Origin of the sequence: Nostoc sp., from assembly GCF_036919495.1 — a bacterium.
GTDB lineage: Bacteria > Cyanobacteriota > Cyanobacteriia > Cyanobacteriales > Nostocaceae > Nostoc.
The window spans coordinates 1-20,952 of sequence record NZ_JBALBZ010000089.1; the positions used below are offsets into that span (position 1 = coordinate 1).

At 41.7% G+C, this 20,952-nt stretch carries 16 protein-coding genes and 1 pseudogene; 7 read left to right on the forward strand and 10 right to left on the reverse strand.

Annotated elements, in window-relative coordinates; all coding sequences use genetic code 11:
* The first annotated feature begins 102 nt into the window (after positions 1 to 102).
* Positions 103 to 429 carry a Uma2 family endonuclease gene (locus tag V7K25_RS13510; RefSeq protein WP_335158665.1) on the forward strand — a complete coding sequence of 109 codons (327 nt, stop codon included), beginning with the start codon at positions 103 to 105 and terminating at the stop codon, positions 427 to 429.
* Positions 430 to 746: 317 nt separating this feature from the next.
* On the opposite strand, the gene V7K25_RS13515 is transcribed toward V7K25_RS13510, so the two are convergent.
* Positions 747 to 1,169, reverse strand: coding sequence for a lysozyme inhibitor LprI family protein (locus V7K25_RS13515; protein WP_335158667.1), 423 nt, complete (start codon positions 1,167 to 1,169; stop codon positions 747 to 749).
* A gap of 190 nt (positions 1,170 to 1,359) precedes the next feature.
* On the opposite strand from V7K25_RS13515, the gene V7K25_RS13520 reads away from it, so the two are divergent.
* Both V7K25_RS13520 and V7K25_RS13525 read left to right on the forward strand, forming a co-directional pair.
* Positions 1,360 to 2,331: a YegS/Rv2252/BmrU family lipid kinase gene (locus tag V7K25_RS13520; protein WP_335158669.1), complete on the forward strand. Its 972-nt coding sequence runs from the start codon at positions 1,360 to 1,362 to the stop codon at positions 2,329 to 2,331.
* A 151-nt stretch (positions 2,332 to 2,482) separates the two neighbouring features.
* The gene (locus V7K25_RS13525) at positions 2,483 to 4,033 is read left to right on the forward strand and encodes a metallophosphoesterase family protein (protein WP_335158671.1); all 1,551 of its coding nucleotides are present in this window, start codon (positions 2,483 to 2,485) and stop codon (positions 4,031 to 4,033) included.
* Between the two features lie 286 nt (positions 4,034 to 4,319).
* Here V7K25_RS13525 and V7K25_RS13530 read toward each other — a convergent pair whose 3' ends face one another.
* From V7K25_RS13530 to V7K25_RS13545, 4 genes are all read right to left on the reverse strand, one after another.
* Positions 4,320 to 4,730 (reverse strand): hypothetical protein, encoded by a 411-nt coding sequence (locus V7K25_RS13530; protein ID WP_335158673.1) that lies wholly within the window; start codon positions 4,728 to 4,730, stop codon positions 4,320 to 4,322.
* Between the two features lie 435 nt (positions 4,731 to 5,165).
* On the reverse strand, positions 5,166 to 5,600 hold the full coding sequence (locus V7K25_RS13535) for a CAAD domain-containing protein (RefSeq protein ID WP_335158675.1): 435 nt from the start codon (positions 5,598 to 5,600) through the stop codon (positions 5,166 to 5,168).
* A gap of 187 nt (positions 5,601 to 5,787) precedes the next feature.
* Entirely contained in the window at positions 5,788 to 6,249 is a 462-nt protein-coding gene (locus V7K25_RS13540) for a BON domain-containing protein (protein WP_335158677.1), read from the reverse strand.
* A 151-nt stretch (positions 6,250 to 6,400) separates the two neighbouring features.
* Positions 6,401 to 7,693, reverse strand: a complete 1,293-nt coding sequence (locus V7K25_RS13545) for a histidine kinase (protein WP_335158679.1) — start codon at positions 7,691 to 7,693, stop codon at positions 6,401 to 6,403.
* A gap of 561 nt (positions 7,694 to 8,254) precedes the next feature.
* Between V7K25_RS13545 and V7K25_RS13550 the strand changes: the two genes are divergently transcribed.
* From V7K25_RS13550 to V7K25_RS31610, 3 genes are all read left to right on the forward strand, one after another.
* Positions 8,255 to 11,374 carry an MFS transporter gene (locus V7K25_RS13550; protein WP_335158681.1) on the forward strand — a complete coding sequence of 1,040 codons (3,120 nt, stop codon included), beginning with the start codon at positions 8,255 to 8,257 and terminating at the stop codon, positions 11,372 to 11,374.
* A 656-nt stretch (positions 11,375 to 12,030) separates the two neighbouring features.
* Positions 12,031 to 12,900 (forward strand): calcium-binding protein, encoded by an 870-nt coding sequence (locus tag V7K25_RS13555; RefSeq protein WP_335158683.1) that lies wholly within the window; start codon positions 12,031 to 12,033, stop codon positions 12,898 to 12,900.
* A 770-nt stretch (positions 12,901 to 13,670) separates the two neighbouring features.
* On the forward strand, positions 13,671 to 14,075 hold the full coding sequence (locus V7K25_RS31610; protein WP_442948085.1) for a M10 family metallopeptidase C-terminal domain-containing protein: 405 nt from the start codon (positions 13,671 to 13,673) through the stop codon (positions 14,073 to 14,075).
* A 313-nt stretch (positions 14,076 to 14,388) separates the two neighbouring features.
* Here the strand turns inward: V7K25_RS31610 and V7K25_RS13570 are convergent.
* Positions 14,389 to 14,478: pseudogene (locus V7K25_RS13570) on the reverse strand (LysR family transcriptional regulator); the annotation flags it as partial.
* A 105-nt stretch (positions 14,479 to 14,583) separates the two neighbouring features.
* On the opposite strand from V7K25_RS13570, the gene ilvD reads away from it, so the two are divergent.
* Entirely contained in the window at positions 14,584 to 16,269 is a 1,686-nt protein-coding gene (gene ilvD, locus V7K25_RS13575; RefSeq protein ID WP_335158692.1) for a dihydroxy-acid dehydratase, read from the forward strand.
* A 435-nt stretch (positions 16,270 to 16,704) separates the two neighbouring features.
* Here ilvD and V7K25_RS13580 read toward each other — a convergent pair whose 3' ends face one another.
* The 4 genes from V7K25_RS13580 to V7K25_RS13595 all read right to left on the reverse strand — a co-directional run bounded on the left by V7K25_RS13580 (position 16,705) and on the right by V7K25_RS13595 (position 20,890).
* Positions 16,705 to 17,187, reverse strand: coding sequence for a plasmid segregation centromere-binding protein ParR (locus V7K25_RS13580; protein WP_335158687.1), 483 nt, complete (start codon positions 17,185 to 17,187; stop codon positions 16,705 to 16,707).
* Positions 17,188 to 17,192: 5 nt separating this feature from the next.
* A complete protein-coding gene (locus V7K25_RS13585) occupies positions 17,193 to 18,347 on the reverse strand; it encodes a ParM/StbA family protein (RefSeq protein WP_100901207.1) in 1,155 nt (384 codons plus the stop codon).
* Between the two features lie 239 nt (positions 18,348 to 18,586).
* Entirely contained in the window at positions 18,587 to 19,210 is a 624-nt protein-coding gene (locus V7K25_RS13590; protein WP_335158689.1) for a DedA family protein, read from the reverse strand.
* Between the two features lie 597 nt (positions 19,211 to 19,807).
* Complete coding sequence (locus V7K25_RS13595) at positions 19,808 to 20,890, reverse strand: Gfo/Idh/MocA family oxidoreductase (protein WP_322651038.1); 1,083 nt, start codon at positions 20,888 to 20,890, stop codon at positions 19,808 to 19,810.
* Between the last annotated feature and the right edge of the window lie 62 nt (positions 20,891 to 20,952).

Here is a 20,952-nt window from a genome sequence, read left to right on the forward strand (position 1 = left end):
CAGGATGCTTTAAGGCTGACTTGAGAATATTTTTAACCTCTAATTCCTTTTGATTTGCGTTCTCTCTTATCGCTTTTAGTCTAAACTCCAGTTGTTCCAGATGTGGCGGTTATCCGTTGGCAACAAATTGAGTTTGACGATAATGGAGAGCCTGTAGATGATGTGCTAATTGCTCCGAACTGGACAATTGAAATTCTCTCACCAGATCAGAGTTCCAATCGAGTTACAAGCAATATCTTGCACTGCTTAAAATATGGTTGTCAGTTGGGATGGTTGATTGATCCCGATGACCGTTCAGTTCTCGTTTTTCAACCACATCAACAACCAGAATTTTGTCATAAAGGAGATAGCTTGCTTGTTCTAGATGGTGTTGATTTAAAATTGACAGTAGAACAGCTATTTGGCTGGTTAAAGATGAAAGCAGAGTGAGCAACTTCAGTCGGGGCTTTGGCATAAGAGGTTTAGCGATCGCTCAGTCTTATTAATATTAGACTAATTCAAATCAGATGCTTTGTGGGCGTAGTTTCTCTTGGACTAATTATTAATGGCTCTCGCGTTGCAGATTTATTCCAATACGGTTCAGTTAAGGCTTAATTCTTTGTCAAAGTCAATTTTTTTAACGAACCGCATTCGCGCAGCATCTCGTTAGAGAAGGACGCGTTCGCGCAGCGTCTCGTCAGAGAAGAACACAAAGAAAGAGAAGGAAAAAATGCTTAACTTAACTGTATTGGGTTTTATTCGACTTTTTAAGAGTCAGATTTGAGATATTCCTGTAATTCTTGGGTACGTAGCTTGGTGCTATTTTCTAAACAACCAGAATAAATGCTAGGGGCAATACTTCCTCCCTCATATCTGCTTCTCTCAAACTCACAATTGGTATCTCGAAACTTGAGCCATGCTTGTTGAGCAGCAATCAATTTCTGTTTCCTAGATGTTTCTAAGGTAGGTAGCAATTGTTGATAGGCTAGATTCAGTCTTTTGTCTGCCCTTTGATAAGATAACTTCGCGCATTCATTAATTGCTATTTGAGTTTGAGCATTATTGCAGTTGAGCTTTTGAACTAAGCGCATCTCCCGTAAATCAGGCGTTGTGCCTGCTATTGTCACAGTGGGAGTATTTAAACTGCTGAGAGTCAGCATACTTGCTAAAACTGGTAATAATTGACGCATGGTAAAATTTTTATTGTTTTAGTAAAGACAAAACATACTTAAATACGCATCAGCATTGGTATTTTCCAACGCAGAAAACTTTTAAAATTCTTACAAGAGGTAAACCAGCCGCCAGAAGGAAGCCGAAGTTTCACAAGAATGCTAAAAAGAATTTGGTATTTTAGTGATCTAAGTTTAGCCTTTATATTTTATGAATCGTTCCGCCTGCCTCATTTTCAATCCAGTTGCGGGTCAGGGTGACCCAGATATAGAACTGGCAGAAATTCGGGCAATATTAGAGCCAGAAATTGACCTAGATATTTATCTCACAACTGAAGAAATCGACGCTGACGAACTGGCTTATGCTGCGGTAGCGAGGGGAGTAGATGCAATCATTGCTTCAGGGGGAGATGGCACTCTCTCGGCGGCGGCAACAGCTGTAGTAGGTACTGATATTCCATTTGGCATAATTTCTAGAGGCACAGCAAACGCTTTTGCTACAGCTTTAGGAATTCCTGACACGATCGCAGGTGCGTGTGAGACAATTTTGCAGGGAGGAACCCGCCATGTAGACGTTGCCTATTGCAACGATCGGCCAATGGTACTTTTGGCAGGTATTGGCTTTGAAGCTGAAACTGTAGAATTAGCAGACAGGGACGCTAAAAATCGCTTTGGGATGATGGCCTACGTTTTTGCTGGAATTCAGCAACTGAGAAACTTAAAAAACTTTGATGTTGAAATTGAAACAGAAGACAGGATAATTAAAACTAGTGCGTGTGCAGTTACAGTAGCAAATGCCGCGCCTCCTACTTCAGTTTTGGCTCAAGGCCCAGCAGGTCTGATTTATGATGATGGGTTACTAGATTTAACGATTGTAGCTCCAGCTAACAAAGCAGGAGCGATCGCAGCTACATTTCATCTATTTCAAACGGCTTCTACAGGTAACGCTGTAGATCGCAATGATATTGGTTTCCTACGAGCCAAAGAATTTAAAATTACAACTAAGCCACCGCAAAAAGTTGTTCTAGATGGTGAAATAGTAGGCACAACTCCAGTAGAAATTAAGTGTGTACCAGCAGGTTTGAACATTTTTGTGCCATTAGTAGAAGAAGTTGAGCCTACCGAAAAACTAGAAGGACTCCCTAATCTGACTATTGAGATGAAAGACACAATAGAGGAGTGAGGGCATTGGGAATTGGGCATGGGAAAGAGGCAGAGGCGCAGGGTGCGGGGGGCAGAGGGGATAAACTCTCCTCCCTTGCTCCCTTGCTTTTGCCCCTGCCTCCCCTGCTCCCCCTGCTCCTCTTCAATTGAAAACTCAGGAGTAGGTTGCATTGAAACTTGTATCTGATCCAGCGATCGCTAACAAAATTCGTAAAATGAATCAACGGGTACGGTGGCAAGATCCGTTAATTTTGGAACGGAACATCGACCAAACTCGGCTGGTGTTGGAGGATGGCCAAACAGACAATTATGAGTTCTCATTTTTAGTTGTAGGTGATAGTGGTTCCGGCAAGCACCGGGGACATAATCCCCAGCGAAAGGTGGCTGAACTGATGTTGCCTCATCACAGCGAATGCCGTTTTATGTTGCATACCGGGGATGTGATCTATTTAGTGGGATCGAGTGAATACTATCAGCAGAATTTCATCCAGCCTTACCAAGAGTTTCTCTTGGGGGGAGAGCATTCTCAAAGGATTGCTTATGACCAGATGATTTTTAAGCTGCCCATTTTACCTGTACCGGGTAATCACGATTACTATAACTTGCCGATTCTATTGAGCTTGGCCTCTCTAACAACTTTACCCATTCGCCGCCTGTTGCGATCGCGCTTAGACCTAGATGTAGGCTTGCATGGTTCAGGAACGGGTGAAGCATACGCACGGGCTTTTCTGGACTATCTTCAGGCGTTTCAGCTTCCAGGAGAGTTAAATAATCATTTAAATCAGTATTACACAGCCAAGACAGATACAGGTTATTGTCTCAGCTATGAACCTGGGCATTTTACCCGCCTTCCCAATCGCTACTACACTTTTCGCTATGGCGGTATTGATTTCTTTGCCTTGGATTCAAATACATTTAACGATCCACCACCGCTACCTAAAACTAAACAAGGCGATGCCGAGCGCAGAATTTTAGAAAAACGTCGTGAAGATTTAGAGCAAGAAAAGCAACAAATCATTGAAACCTCAGCCAAGCTTCGTCCAGAAAACCCCACCGAAGCCGACCAATTAGACGACTATCACGCCAAGCTGTCACAAATTGAAGAAATTATTGTTGATATCAAAAAGCAATTAGCTGCTGATAAAACAACGCTGACTGACACTGAACAACTAGACTGGCTTAAGCAAAAATTAATTGAATCTTGGAATAACTCTGAAGTTCGGGGAAGGGTGATTTATTTCCATCATCCTCCTTATGTAACTGAAGCGACAAAGTGGCAGCAAGCACAAACTCTGATAATTCGCGATCGCCTCCGTGGTGTGCTGGATGCGGTAGCTAAAGAAATAGGTTCCCTAAGTCAAGGGCGTCCTTTGGTTGATTTGGTATTAAACGGTCACGCCCACTGCTTGGAACACTTGGAGACAATGGATACAGGACACGCTGATTCTCATATCCACTGGATTGTTTGTGGTGGTAGCGGATTTAGTTTGCGACGCCAGAGGATTGAGGGAGCAGATTTGATGGAGGAAAATAGATTAGTAGCGCGATCGCATCTCTTCATTGGTCGCAATGGTCAAGGTTTTCAGAAGCGACGACCTTACTCAGGTTTACGTATTGACGTTAAAGGCGATGGACAGCCTAAGTTTATTGTCCGTCCCTTGGTTTCCGAATGGTATCAGAGGCAATGGCACGATCGTGAACTTGAGCCGTTGATTATCTAATAGACATCTCCGAAAAAGAATGTAGAGACGTAGCAGTGCTACGTCTCTACAAGGGTTATGGGTGAAGCATATTTAATTTCTGGAGATGTCTAATGGTCTATCGCATTAGTTTTGTAGTGATGACTTTAGTCCTCAAATATTCAAGTACTAAAGTGCTTACTACAAACCTATCAAAACTTTTGCGATAGCCCATAAATACAAGTAGAGACGCAATCATTACGTCTCTACAAAACACTTATTTAGCCTTCTCAGGTGTAATTACACCCAACAAAAAGGATTGTTGTAATTAAACTATTCCTGGGCCTCTACCGCGTGTATCACTATTTTCGGTTAACTTGCCTTCCTCGTCCTGATTAACTTCTCCGAGTTCTTCAATACGTGCTGCCTTTTCTTCTGCTGCTTGTTTGCGTGCATCACCCGGTTCTTCGTAGTACATTTCCGGTTCAATTGCATAGTTATTAGACAAACCTTCTCTGTCCACGGTATAGCCGTCAGTGGTACGTATACTTTCTGAATCGGTTTGGTCATCTGTAGGTGCATCTGCCTCCCGTTCTTCTGTGGGGAGTGTTTTGTACTTATCTCCTTCTCTTTCCATTCGAGCAGCTGTCTCAGCTGGAATAATACCGCGATCGTATGTATCTACTTCAGCTCTATCAGATGAATCTATATCTCTCTTAACTGCTTCATTATTAGCCATAATTTATGTCCTCGTTAAATGAATCTATTAAATAACCTCAAAGCCTAGATTAGGCTGTTTTTCGTCTTCGTTCTACTATCTTTAGAAGTGATTTAAAGTTAAATATAATGTTATGCTCTCTATCTTTTGATGTATCCAAAAGACTAATCTGAAGTCCGGCTCAATACATGTAATTTCCCTTGAGCATATTATAAAACAAGCGTTGTAGCTGAAGTTGACACTGACAGCAATGAATATTCTTGTGTCTCCACTGTATTTTGTATCCGAAATAAGATAGTTACAAAATTCCCGACTTGTCTAAGAAGCCGGGAATATGAACATTTAGATTGTGTAGATTTAATTAGTGAAGACACATACTACTCTACTAAGCCTTAAGCTAATTGTTAAAGGCGGGCAAACTTACGCCACAGTCTACTGTTTTAATAGTTGGTAAATTTATTCGCCTACAAATTGGTTTTTCAGTGATTGAATTTCATCGGCTAATTCTTGCCGGGTTGAAGCCTTCAGTAGATAACGGGAAATAAACCAAGTGGCATAACTAATTCCAATTAACTCAAAAGTCGGTGACAGTAATGGAATATCATTGATTGCATCCAGTACTGCTAGTACTATCTTGGCTGTAACAATCGCCGCTAAAATCAAACCAACTGTTGTTAGCGGCTGCTTATAGTTACTAAAAAAGCTACCTAAATATTCGGGCAATTGCTCCAAAAACTGAGAAAATTGTCTGCTAATTTGCTGCCATTGAGATTCCGGTTCAGCTGCTGGTGGTAACTTTGGCAAATTTACAGTATCTGTACCTTCAATTGCTAGTGTGCCTTGTGAGAAAGAGGTATTCACAGATTCACGTTGCTGTTGTTCGGTTTCCATAATTTCTATTTTCCGTCAGTACAAAGAGCTTGTATAACTAAACTGAACATCAATAAATATAATTATTCAGATCGTCAGTTATCAATTCTTAGTAGTCAGTAATAAGTATAACTGACCACTAAGACTGAGCAGGAGCATCTAAATTTATTTTTGCCTACCTACTCAGGTTAATTTGTTGTTAGCTACTTTATTTTGTTGGTGCAATAACAGTTGCTTTTACAACTACAGTTTTGACACCTTTAATTTGTTTAGCTAAAGCTTCAATCTTAGCTAACTCCTTCTGATTGTTCACAGTTCCCCCGACAGTAACAATCCCATCTTTTGATGCATCAACTGTTAGTTGGCTCTTGGGTATGTTAGCTTCTAACTTGGAGCGAACTTCACTTGCTAAATCGCCTGAAGCTCTTTGTGCATCACCACCAGTTGTATTATTACGCTGTTCGCGGGCACGGATATCAGAATTAAGTTGGTCTCTGCGAACCTTACTTTGAGCGTCTTGTTGAGAAGCTTGTGTTGTTTGCGCAGTCGGCGATGGTGGAGCTTCATTAGGATTACTGGGTGCAGATTCACTTGTTTTAGAAGCGTTATCACAAGCAGCAACACCAAAAATTAAAAGTGAACTAATTAAGAAGGGAGTTAGCTTTTGCATAGGTTTAATTCTGAATCGCAAAGTGAAACTTGTCGAGTGTGTGGATATTCACGGCAGAAGTAAGGAGCAAGTTTCTTAAGTTAGGAGCAAAGTTTTTATCTTCTTGCTCCTGAAATTAAAAGAAATTAGTGTGAGTGACAATTACCTGGGGTTAGAGTGTTTCATCACGACGATCAACAATGACTACAGGAGGCTCGTCTCCATGAAGACCTGTTGAATAATTGGTGCGATCGCTATTTACAACTCCTGTGTCGTGATGCGTTACTCGGTCTAAACCTGGGCGATGTTCACCTAAATCAGTGCCATCATAGATAGCAAATTCTTCAATACCTCTACGTCTGAGAATCGCTTCAGCTTCGCGGATTTCAGTTTCGGTACCATCGATAATTAGCAAGTAGTGGCCTTTTTGGAAGCGATCGCTATATACTCGCGCCCTGTCTTCAGGAATTCCTAACCCAACGAGTCCGCCAACAATACCGCCAGCTGCTGCACCAATGGCACCACCAGCTACAGTTGATGCTATAGCCGTCGCTGCTGCACCACCTGCAATTACAGGCCCGATTCCAGGAATTGCTAAAGTTCCCAGACCAACTAATAAGCCAGTCAAGCCGCCTACAACTCCGCCTGTAGCTGCTCCAGCTTTTACACCTTCGTCTGCTTTATTACCTTTGCCAACATTTTTATCTACATCTACACCAGCGATCCCATGACCGTTTGTATCCTTGGCTATGATGGAGACTCTATTTAAGGGAAAACCTGCATCTCGTAATTCTGTAATTGCTGCCTCTGCATCTCGGCGATGAGAAAAGACTCCAATCGCGCGTTTGGCAACACCACTATGAGCAACATTAGGAGCAACATTAGATGTTGGAGCGACATAATCAGGAGTTACTTTTGTACCATCTGGGTTCTCATAAATGCCAAATTCTTCGACACCACCCTGATGTAAAATTGCTTCTGCTCTGGCGATTTCTGTATCTGTGCCATCTATGATGACTAAATAGTGTCCCCGCCTAACGCGTTCGTCGTAAACTCTAGCTCGTTCTTCGGGAATTCCTAAACCAACTAATGCACCAAGCAAACTACCAGCTACTGCACCAATACCAGCGCCAGCGAGAGTAGTAGCTAAGGTTGTTGCTGCGGCTCCAGCCAGCATAATTGGCCCGAGTCCAGGAATTGCTAAAGTACCAAGACCGACTAATAAGCCAGTCAATCCACCCAAGGCACCGCCTGTAGCTGCTCCGACTTTAGCGCCTTCGTCAGATTTATCACCGACGCGATCGCGTACTTCAGCCCCAGAAATATCATCTCTGTCTCCATCTTGCGTGATGACAGAGACTCTGTTCATGTCAAAACCAACTTTTTTTAATTCATGTAGAGCATGTTCAACATCTCGACGATGAGAAAATACACCTACACCACGTTTATGTACACCTACAACCATTATTCTTTCTCCTCAGCAAAAATCAATTATTCACTAAATTTATAGCTCCTAATGACCTTATTAATACATGTTTATGTTTATATTTCATCAATCGCTTGGAAGAAATTTTATCTCTATCATTAGATATACGTGGTTTTATCTAAAGATAGCAACAAATATTTATAATCAAACAAATTATGCTTGATGAAAAATAGATGTTAATTATTTTATTTATCAAAACAATCTCTAAAATATTAGTTTTGAAATTAGCTAAATTTTTGTTACAAACCTATCTTTATAAATGTAATTATTAATAATAATGTATAAATATGTATTAATTTAAACTTTCGGCGGCAAATTCTAATAATACTAAGCAGATTGTATTTTATAAAACAAATTAATATAAAATCACCAAGTTTTAGATTATTTTCTTTAGTAAAAAGATTTGTTTTTTGTAAAATACGACTTTTGACAAGCAAACTTCTTACCTAAGAAAGTGTCATTTTATATAACTGGCAAGTAAATTGATCGGTAAGCCATTTAATCAATGGTTATTTAATTGACTGCAAGTGAGAAAATACTATGTTTCAAGGTGTTTTAACTAGTTGGGGATGGAACTGGCTATCTGTTGGATTAGCGCCAATAATAGCTCAGGAAGCATTAACTCCAGAAGAAGCATCAGTTCTTTTTTCTGGCCCTAAATTCTTGGTAGCATTGCTGGCTGGAGTGTTAATGGCATTTGCCTTTCAATTATTATTGACTAATTTTTCAGTCGCGGTCGGAATTTCATCTTGGGAAATTGACTCAGATTCTGATGATGATTCAGAAAGTTTGGGTAGTAAAATTCGTTCAGTTCAGACCAAAATTGGTGCTTGGGCGTTGCTAACCGTTAGTATTGCATTATTTATTGCTAGTTTTTTAGCGGTAAAACTTAGCTTAATCGAAAGTGAATCTCTAGGTGCAATTATCGGTGTAGTTATCTGGGCTACCTATTTCTCACTGGTAATTTGGTTCGGTTCATCAGCAGTAGGTTCTTTTATTGGTTCTATCGCTAGTACTGTCACTTCTGGCTTTCAAACTTTGATAGGTACAGCAACTGCTGGTATCGGTGCTAATACTGCGAAAAAACAGTTAGTTTCTACTGCTGAAGATATTACAGCCGCAGTCCGACGAGAATTAACTTCAGGTTTTAATCCTGAAGATATTAGAAATACACTCCAAAGTTCTTTAGGTTCTCTGCAATTACCAAAGCTTGATATCACAGAAATTCGTAACCAATTTGACCAGCTTCTTAAAGATACAGATTTGCAATCTGTTGCTAACAGCGACCTATTGCAAAATATCAATCGTCAAACATTTGTTGATTTAATTAGTAGTCGCACAGATTTATCTCAAGAAGATATCAATCGCATAGCTGACCAATTTCAAGGTGCTTGGCAACAGGCTTTGAATCGCAGTAATCCCACAGAACAAGTAATTAATTTGCTGAAGTCTGCAACACCGGAAGAATTGAATTCAGAGCAATTAGGTGAACGCCTTCAAGAGCTAGTTACAATCGGAGGTGGGAATGGTAATGGTGTAATCAAGCAAGCTATTAGATATGGCTTGAGTGCAGCAGCACCAGCAGTTTTAGAGCGGGTCAACCTTTCCAATATTGATATCAAAAAAATTACTAATCAGTTGCAAAAACTGAAAGAAAAAGTTCAAGATGTCGATGTTAATCAAATCACGGAAGAATTACAAAAGTTTAGAGATGAAGCAACTGAACAAGTATCTGCAAGGTTGCCGATATCACCAGAAAATACAATTAAGGCGGATGTAGAAGACTATATATTGAATTCCTTCCCCTGGCATTTTAACCGCATTACCCTAAGAGATGAATTTAAAGAACTCATCTATGACGTTAATGCAGATCCGACAACTGTAAGACGGGAGTTGGAAGAAATAAATCAAGAATATTTCGCCAACTTGCTGAAGCAGCGAGGTGATATCAGTGAAGCTAGGGTGAAAGAAATTTCCGAACAGATGGAAAGCGATCGCTCGGAAGTTTTAGAAACTGTAAAACAGGCTCAAACGCGAGAGCAAGGGCAAGATTTCCGCAGCCGTATTGAAGATTATTTGCGTTCAACGGGGAAAGAAGAACTCAACCCTGAAGGTATTGAACGAGACTTTAAAAAGTTAGTGGAAGATCCAGAAGCTGGGTTTGAAGATTTAAGTAACCGCTTCGGGCAATTCGACCGCGATACTTATGTACAATTGCTGCAACAGCGTCAAGATATCAGCGAAGAAGAAGCTAATAATATTGTTAGTCAACTCGAAAGCAACCGCGATAATTTTTTAAATCGTGCTAGAGAACTTCAAGAACAAGCAAAAGCCAAAGCCGATGAACTGCGCCAAAGAGTTGAAGATTATTTGCGGAATACTAACAAAGACGAACTTAATCCCGAAAGTATCAAACGTGAGTTTCAAATTTTGTTAGACGATCCCCAAGCTGGAATTAGCCAATTGACTTCGCGCTTATCGCAATTTGACCGGGATACACTAGTACAATTGCTCAGTCAGCGTCAGGATTTGAGTGAAGAACAGATAAACCAAACTCTCGATCAGATTGAAGCAGTCCGAGATAATATTTTGCAAGTACCGCAGCAGGCGAAAGAACAGTACGAAAAAACTACAAAAGCGATCGCTGAATATCTCCGCAATACCAACTTAGAAGAACTTGATCCCAAAGGTATCAGGAGCGATTTGGAAAAATTACTCGATGATCCTAAAGCAGGAGCCTTAGCACTGCGCGATCGCTTATCTCATGTTGATCGAGAAACCTTGGTTAAACTCGTGAGTCAAGGGGGAGACTTGAGCCAAGAGCAAGTTAATCAGATCATTGATCAAGCACAAGATGCGATCGCTAATATTGTGAGAGCGCCACGACGTTTAGCCAAACGTACTGCTCAACAAGCTTTAGACTTTGAAGCCAATCTTGAAGAATATCTGCGTAACACGAACAAAGAAGAACTTAACCCAGAAGCAATTAAACGCGATTTGCAATTGCTGCTGTCTTCTCCCCGCGCTGGAATTGGCAGTTTAAGCGATCGCGCCTCCAAATTTGACCGTTCCACAATTGTGGCTCTGTTATCCCAACGGGAAGATATCTCAGAAGAAGAAGCTAACCGAATTGTGGATCAAATTGAGTCGGTTCGCACCTCCATTGTTGAACAATTCCAGCAAATTCAGCAAAGGGTGCAATCAGTCCTTGATGGAGTTTTTGCTAAAGTTCGTAACTATCTCAACTCCCTGGATCGTTCCGAACTCAACTATGAGGGGATTAAGCAAGACTTTGCGAAAGTATTCGACGATCCCCAAGCTGGATTTGAAGCATTGCGCGATCGCCTCAGTCAATTTGATCGTGACACTTTAATTGCTGTATTAAGTTCTCGTGAAGATATTTCTCAAAAGGATGCTAACAGGATTATCGACCAAATAGAAACGGCACGGGATAGCGTACTACAACGAGCCGAACGCATTCAACAAGAAACACAAAAACGCCTGAAAGCGATCCAACAACAAGCTAAAAAACAAGCTCAAGAAACCAAAAAAACCGTTGCAAATGCTGCTTGGTGGTTATTTGGAACAGCATTGACTTCCCTTCTTGCCAGTGCGATCGCTGGGGCAGTAGCCGTTACCGGGTTACCTCTACCTCGTTAAAATATTACCCTCATCAAGAATTTTGAGCAAAAAAAGTGGTAATGAATGCCACTTTTTTTTTATAAATAAAACAAACTACTCCCAGAGTACTATCAGAACTTTATTTTTCCTACATATATTACAAAACCCTATCTAAGCAAAGGTTTCAGATTTTTTTTGGGTGAAAGAAATAAAAGAGGATTAATTATTATTTCTTATAGATAGAAAAAAGTAGCCTTGAGAGTAATATCATAATCTTGTGATTGTGAATATCGTAAAAGCTATGCGATTCTGTACTAGAAAATCTGCTTGTTCCCTAGCAGCCTAGTATTTGTAACCAATGAATACATAAAGCACACAGATATATAAATGAGCCTTGGCACGATTTTGATGCCAGACTCATCAATATGTGAAGTGCTTCTAAAATCTTTGGACTTTAACAGAAAGAACTGTTCCAATCAAGTGTGGTTCAGTTATCTCTTACCACTCGTTATTTCTCCACCTTATTTTCTCGGCATTGCTGAATAAAAGTGTGAAATTCAAAAATTTAATGTTTGAAACTCTTTCCTTTGCGCCTTTGGGGTAAAGGAAATTCATACTCTTAATCAGCAACACCGTTTAGTGATGGTGAAGTGACGAGGTAATTTTTACCCTCTAAACTCAGGAGAAGCTAATTTATGGCAACCTTTCCCAACATCCCTGGTATCGACATCACTTCAATTATTAACGGTGCTACTAGCTCTATTAACAATGCTACCAACTCTGTCCAGATTAAAGGTAGTGGTAACCAAGTCGGTGGTAGTGGAACTGATGTCCTTATAGGTGGTAGTGGCAACAATCGCATCGATGGCGGTGCTGGCAACGATGTCATTACCGGTGGTGGTGGCAACGATACCCTGCTCGGTGGTGCTGGCAACGATGTCATTACTGGTGGTGGTGGTAGGGATAGTATCGTTGGCGGGAGTGGCAACGATGTCCTTACCGGTGCTGGTGGCGACGATCGCCTCTTTGGTGGCGATGGCAACGATACCCTTGCCGGTGGTGATGGCAACGATAACCTAAGCGGTGATAATGGCAACGATAGCCTGATTGGCGGTAATGGTAACGATGTCATTAACGGTGGTGGTGGCAACGATGTCCTTGGCGGTGGTAATGGCAACGATGTCCTTATCGGTGGTGCTGGCAACGATCGTCTTGTTGGCGGTAGTGGGGCTGATGTTCTGACTGGAGGATCGGGTAACGATACTTTCCAGTACAACTCAGTTTCAGATAGTCCTGCTGGATCTGGACGAGATGTTATCACTGACTTTTTTGGCAACGGTAACTTGCCAGGTGACGTAATCAATCTATCTAACATCGACGCTAACTCCAGGATAGACGGCAACCAAGCCTTCACTTTCATTGGATCTGCCGGATTCACCGCAGCCGGTCAGGTTCGTTATTCAGGAGGTATTCTCCAAGCTAACACTGATGGAAATCTATCGGCTGACTTGGAGATTCGATTGGTAGGCGCACCACAATTAGTGGCAAGCGACATTACCCTTTAATTTAATAGACCTGCCTTGAAAATGAGGCACGAGGCAGAATTCTAATAATTTAAAAGTCGCGGGGAGAGGTAAGCTGAATTTACCTCTTCCTTTTATAGTGATTATTGTTAGGCAAATTGATTTCTGTATTTAGGGAAATTGACAAAATGCACTAATCTTTAACTTAATATAGTTCGTTTCAGATAGGTTCTGCTGAGAGTTATAAAAAAAATTTCCTTATTATTTCTTATAGATATAAAAGTCTATCCTTTAAGGTAGTAAAATACTTTTGTTATTCTGAATACAGTAAAAATGTCCTACAATTTATGCAATTTCGTAGGAAATAATCTGCTTGTTACCTAGCAGCTTACTACTGGAACTTGTGAAGATATAAGACAACTATTGGCACAATTTTGATGCCAAGATCATCAATGCATCCAGTTTTTATAAAATCTTCTCGATTTTTCAGACTTAACAGCAAACACCTGTGCTAATCAGGTGTTTGCTGTTAAGTCTTTCACTCATTATTTATCCACTTGTATTCTCAGCGTTGTTGAATAAAAGTGTGAAATTCAAAAATTCCATGTTTGAAACTGTTTCCTTTGTGCTTTTGGGGGAAACCAAATTCATACTCTTAATTAGCAACGCAGTCTTCTAATGGTAAAGTGACGAGGTAATTTTTTTCCCCTCTAAGTTTAGGAGAAACTCACTATGGCAACCATTAACGGTACTAATGGCGTAGCAGTAGTGGCAACAGTACCCTTAACGCTAGTGGTGGCAACAGTACCCTTATCGGTGGTAGTGGCAACGATACTTTTAACATTGGTAGTGACAAGGATAGCCTTATTGGCAGTGCTGGGAATGATGTTCTCACTGGAGGACTAGGTAATGATATTTTCAAGTTCAACTCAGTTTCAGATAGTCCTCCTGGTCTTTCACAGGATGTGATCACTGACTTTGTTGGAAACGGTAACTTGCCAGGCGATCGCATCGATCTTTCTACCATTGATGCCAACTCCAATATAACCGGCAACCAAGCCTTCACTTTCATTGGGACTCGCCCATTCTCCGCAGTCGGTCAGATTCGTTATGCAGCAGGTATTCTTCAAGGTAACACTGCTGGGAATCTGTCTGCTGAGTTTGAGATTGGGTTGAGAGGAACACCACAACTAGTAGCAAGCGACATTATCCTTTAATTTAATAGACTTCTTGTTAATAGACTTCTTCCAAAAGTAGCTAACACCCCACTCTTAGAAGTGGGGTTCTTATTTTTGATTCATGCACAAGGTCTAATGTTGAAGAATTCAGGTGCAAAGCCAAACATGCGCCAACTGTGACAAAATGTACTCGGCTTTAAACTGTCAAGGATGGTATTATTATATATCTCTTTCTTCTTTCTTCCCTTTGCGCCCAAAGCCAATACTTTGCGGTAGCCTGCGGCAAGCCTCTGCGAGTCTACGTTTTCAAACTTTATATTTTTCACGAATCAAATAAAACTGCCTCTTAGGACGGTTGAGCGATGTGAAGTCGCTCTGCGGCTTTACTAAAGTGTAGTTCCTCAGCTACAGCAATGAAGTAGCGCAGGTGTAGCAGTTCCATAGTTTTGAGATTTTATAAGTCTCAAATATTCAAAAATATATATTGGACATGTCAAAAATTGCTACCTATCATACTTATACATGCAAGTCAGAGGATGATGTAACTATGTCGGAGAATTTGAGAAGCCAAATTGTGACGCAAGGAGTGCAGCGATCGCCTAATCGAGCTATGCTGCGGGCAGTTGGTTTTAAAGATGAAGATTTTAATAAAGCCATTGTAGGTATTGCCAATGGCTACAGTACGATCACTCCCTGTAACATGGGGATAAATCAACTGGCACAAAGGGCAGAAGTTGGTATAAAATATGCCGGAGCGATGCCGCAACTATTCGGCACAATTACCATCAGCGATGGCATTTCAATGGGAACTGAAGGGATGAAATATTCCCTAGTGTCGCGGGAAGTTATAGCCGATTCCATTGAAACCGCTTGCACTGGACAAAGTATGGATGGTGTGCTAGCGATTGGCGGCTGTGATAAGAATATGCCAGGAGCAATGCTGGCGATCGCCCGGATGAATATCCCTGCTATCTTTGTTTATGGCGGCACAATTAAGCCGGGTCACTACAACGGACGCGATTTAACTGTTGTTAGTTCTTTTGAAGCTGTTGGTCAATACAGTGCTGGAAAAATTGACGAAAAGGAATTATTAGAAGTTGAAGGTCGGGCTTGTCCTGGTGCTGGTTCCTGTGGGGGGATGTTCACAGCTAACACCATGTCTTCAGCATTTGAAGCGCTGGGCATGAGTTTACCCTATTCTTCGACAATGGCAGCCGAAGATGCCGAAAAAGCCGACAGTACGGAAAAATCAGCTTATGTGTTAGTCGAAGCTATCCGCAAACAAATCTTGCCCCGCCAAATTATCACCCGCAAATCTATAGAGAATGCCATCTCTGTGATTATGGCGGTGGGTGGTTCGACTAATGCAGTATTGCATTTCTTAGCGATCGCCCGCGCTGCTGATGTAGAGTTAACCTTGGATGACTTTGAAACCATCCGCGCCCGTGTTCCCGTTTTGTGTGATTTAAAACCAAGCGGTAAATATGTCGCTACAGATTTGCACAAAGCTGGTGGCATTCCGCAAGTAATGAAAATGCTACTTGTGCATGATTTACTACACGGTGATAGCCTCACCATCACTGGTCAAACGATCGCAGAGACATTGGCAGATATACCAGAAGAACCATCCGTCAATCAAGATGTGATTCGGACTTGGAATAACCCGATGTATCCCCAAGGACATTTAGCCATTCTCAGAGGTAATTTAGCAACGGAAGGCGCTGTAGCCAAAATTACCGGCGTGAAAAAACCAGTAATTACCGGCCCCGCACGGGTGTTTGAATCGGAAGAAGCTTCTTTAGCTGCAATTTTGGCCGGTAAAATTCAAGCTGGTGATATTTTAGTCATCCGCTACGAAGGGCCTAAAGGCGGGCCTGGGATGCGCGAAATGTTGGCTCCCACCTCAGCAATTATCGGTGCAGGTTTGGGTGATGCGGTGGGATTAATTACCGATGGACGCTTTTCTGGCGGTACTTACGGCATGGTAGTTGGTCATGTTGCACCCGAAGCAGCAGTTGGTGGTGCGATCGCTCTTGTAGAAGAAGGCGATAGTATTACTATTGATGCACCGGCTCGTTTGTTGCAATTGAATATATCGGAAGAAGAATTGGCTCGTCGTCGTGCTAATTGGCAACCCCCCGCTCCGCGTTACACTAAAGGCGTGTTGGCGAAATATGCCAAATTAGTCTCTTCTAGCAGTATTGGTGCTGTGACAGATTTAGACTTGTTTTAGTTAACCTGACGTAATAAACATCTCCGAAAAAGAATGTAGAGACGTAGCACTGCTACGTTTTTTTGATTTCTAGTAATTTTTACCTAAATTTTATGAGTTTTTGTAAAAATATTGAATAAATTTCAGGAAATTTACATAGCAGTTATGATGTCAATAGAGAAATCACGGAAATATAGTTGACTGCCAACTGCTTAAAACTAAAAAGGGTACAAAATGAGTTCTGAATCTAAGCTCTTTCTAATCCAGACTTAGATGCAGATGAGTAAGAACGCGAAACACGGATGATAGTAAACAACAATCTAGTTTGGATAACAGAAATAGCTATTCTAGTATTTCTAATCATCTACACAAATATAAACATTAACAATCCTTAATAGATAATATTATTAAGGATTGTTAAGAGGAGCAAAAACTGCTCACAAACGCGATTGTTTCTTAAAAATCATCGAGAAACTGACTAAGGCGACTGATTACGGGGTCAACCTCTTGAGGAGGGGTAGCAACAGAATAAGAAGTATTATTTACTACTTCTAATTGAGTTGGAGACTGAATGAACGATCGCTCATTGACTATAAGTGCCAGTTGTGCAACTTGTTGAGAAAGTTGCAATAGATGGTGTTCCATAGCCTCCAAACGATTAGTAGATCCCTTGGTCAAAAAACGTTCCTCAAGTCCAGCCACTTGACGTTGCAGTTCACCGATTTGCTGTTCAATCGGTGTTTTTGCTGCTGTTTGTGGAGCAGGTTTTACAGGTTCCGGTACACATAAAGATTGCCATAAGGCTTCTTTACAGAGGTCGCTGAAAGTCTTGTCTGGTTGTTTGTCCAAATAACTTTCTACTTGCGCTAACAAGCTTTCATCAGCAAGCTCTGGGTTGAACGTGACGGATTTAACTACCTTTTTTGACCATTGGAACATCAGCTTTATGCCCTAGCAGCGCGATTGGAGGATAATTGTGCCTCTCCATAAATATACTGCCCCAAAGCATTCGCCTGTCGTGAAGGTGCTGCTAAATGAGCATTAATCTTTGCTTCTTTGAGCAGACGTTGAACGTCGTCCCAGAAGAACTCACCACCCCCGCCAGTCAGAATCACATCGGTAACACGTTCTGGCAACCAGGCTAGCACACGGCTACAGATTTCGCGCGAAAACATCTCCGTGAGGTTGGGAAGAAAATCGTCTAGGTTAGTGGGCTTGCTAGCACCTTTAGGACGGTAATAGCGTTCACCTCTGGGTTTGTTCACAGCGGAAATCAGAGCTAGAGATTGACTATCTGCTCCCTCGATTTCGGCGGACACCAATTCATAAAACTTGTTCATACCAAAGTCTTCGCTCTTAGAAGCACCTCTGGCAAAACGGAAGTTATCTACCATCAAAAGATCGACGGTTTGATGTCCAATATCAACGATCGCCACCGATATTTTTGTAAAATCGGGACTACCAGGACTTTTCTTTGGTTGAGCTTCAGACCACAGCAGGCTGCCGTAGCCTTCTGGCATTACCCATACCTTACTGACGTTCAGCGATATAGATTCGCCTCGGAAGTTCAACACATGAGGGCCGCCTACTTGGCTAATCAACTGGGCTTTTTCTTTTTCAAATTGCTCTAAGGAAAGAAAAGGCAGACCTAGTACAACTGAGATATCGTCTCTGAGTTTGAAGTAGCCAGCACTTGCTAACACTTTTACCAGTGCAGCCTCTACCTTAGATTGTCCAACTCCTAAATTCGCCCCAAAATCGGCTGCCAGTTGACCAACAGCATATCCATTTCCTTGATACTCCAGCCACAAATCCATTAAGGGGTCAGTAGCCCTAGCTTCAAAAACACCACCGCGTACTTGTTCAATTGACATCTGCTTGACGTTGGCAGGTACGAACACCACATTACCGGGTTCACGACTCACACAAGTCTTTGTGGAAGTTCTGCCTAAATCAACGCTGAGAATAGTTTTCCCTGGAACACCGCCTGTTTTGGGAGGAGTATTATTAACAGCATTGATGGGAGTCGATGCTGATACTCTATTCATCGGTATAGCAGCAGCATTGATTGGGGTAGCGGCGGAAGGTTGGTCTGTCATGAAAGCTCCTAGTTCAAACTTAACTGTAAAAAGTTGTCATGCTCATCTTACAAAAATGCGAGCAACCAGAAATTCTAGGTTGCGTCAAGTGTAGCTAGAAATACGCCAAAATTAATTTTGGTGATACCTCCGATAAGCTCATGCCTTCGCACATCTAGTATTATTTGGCATAGTGTAGGCGAATTTTGGCCAGATGTAACCCCTGCTTTCACTACTTTCAAACCAAAAGCGTCCCTGTTTCATCTTCTAGTACGTCTTAACTGGCGCTTGAATATCCAGAAAACAAATACTAGAACGAAACCTCCAAGTACGATTTTGGATACAGGAGCAAGGTACTTGTCCACAAGTTCATACTGACTACCCAATATGTATCCTGAGTATGTTAACAAACCCACCCAAGCAGCGCTACCTAATGTTGTGTAAAACAAGAATGGTAGCAAGGGCATATTGCTGATACCTGCGGGAACGGAAATCAAGGTGCGGATTCCTGGTACAAGGCGACCAATTAATACTGCTTTTCTACCTTGTCGCTCAAACCACTCTTTGGCTTTGGTGATATCTTTACTGGATATAGCCAGCCATTTGCCATACTTGTCAGCCCAAGCTTTCAAACGGGTTTCGCCCAAAAACTTACCTGGATAATACCAAATAAGTGCGCCTAATACAGAACCCAAAAGTCCTGCGAAAAACACACCAATGATATTCAGCTTTGCCCCCCCTGGTTGATATGGACTTGCTGTAAATCCAGCCAGTGGCATAATCAATTCTGAAGGAATCGGGGGAAAAAGGTTCTCTAAGAACATTAGTAGGGCGATTCCCCAATAGCCAAAATAGTTGATAGTATTAGTTATCCATTCAAGCATTGAGTCAATTCCTAAAATTGCGGTACTATTCTTGTGACTAAGATTCCGCTTTAGCTTTTTTAAAAGCTAATTACTCAGCTTGCTAAAGTCAAGGTAATTCGGCTGCACAAAAACTTGGCATCGCAATGAATAAACAGTGTAAAACAAGTGGAAGTTAGTGTTCTGTCCCATTAATTCTGAAGGGTGAAAAACTTCGTAGTAAGGACTTTAATCCTAGATTTTTAAGCACTGAAGTGCTGACTACGAAACTATCAAAATCCATAAGACAGACTACTAGAGGGCTGTTTCATGAATCACGAGGTTTATAAAAATTCGTAAGTAGCTCTATCGCTTGAAATTGAGTGAGAGATCGGTCACTACGAATCTGACAAAATTAACGAAATCAGCCATCAGATTTTATTTTCTAATTTTTTAGATCCCCCTTAGTCGGTTTTTTAAAACGACTAGGAAGGATCTAAAGATTTGATAGCAAATTTAAAAACATCCTGTAGGGTTTTCTTCTGAGGTTGTGAGGTTGCGCCTGTGAGAGAGCAGGGAGAAAATTTTACCTTGTCCCCCTCATCCCTCTCATCCCTCTCATCCGCCTCATCCCTGCTTCTAGGCTGTCGGGGTCAACGATTGTACTCTTGGTTCCGATTGCCAGTCTAATGGATTCAAAACTCGATCTTCCAGCGCCATCTGCTCAATCAAACTTGCCAGTCTTAGAGCTTTGAGAGCTTGTTCACCACCTACTGAGGGTTGATTGCCACCATGTACACAGTTGACAAAATGCTCTAATTCTGCACTTAAGGGTTGAATATTGCTGGTGTAGACTTTTTCAATTACACCATCTTGCCTGTAAAGTACTTGTCGGTGGTCGGTGAGAGAATTGGCAGTAGTTTGTCGGTGAATCAAAATTTCATTCTTGAGAAAATCTGCCTCAGTAAATGAATTTTTGCAATGGGCGACAATCCGACGAATTTTTCGGTGGGTAACTTTACTGGCGGTCAGAGTAGCAACAATACCATTGGCAAACCCCAAGGTGGCAGTTACGTAATCTAAATAACCAGAGTCTAGGGCGCGAGTACCGCTAGCAGTCAATTTCGTGACTGGGGAAGCAGCTAATTCCAAAAGTAGATCGATGTCATGGATCATTAAATCCAGCACAACCGAAACATCGTTTGCCCGATCTGAGTAAGGACTCATTCTGTGGGCTTCTAGCGCCAGCAATTCTTCAGTTTTAAGCACTTGGCTTAATTCTTTAAAAGCCGGGTTAAAACGCTCAATATGACCCACTTGCAGGATACACCCAGACTCAGCTGCGGCATTTACTAGGGACTCTGCCTCAGAAATACTGGCTGCGATCGGTTTTTCAATCAAAACATGAATTCCCGCTAACAGACAGTTGATGCCCACAGCATAGTGCAGACGGGTGGGAACAGCTACACAAACTGCATCTACAAGAGGTAGCAGGTCACAGTAATCTTCAAAAAAACGCACCTTGTACTTGCTGGCAGTTTCTAGTCCTCGCTCAACATTAATATCTGCCACTCCGACTAGTTCAACATCTTTCATTGAACTCAGCACGCGAGCATGATGTTGTCCCATGTTACCCACTCCAATCACGCCTATGCGGATCGGTCGTGGCTGGTTACGCTGTGTATATAGATTCGGTTCTGCCACTGACATGCTATCTTGCACTATTATTCTCTCCTCAACCACCAAATTTAGAGACGCTACGGCCGTTGGCGTTTATACTCGAA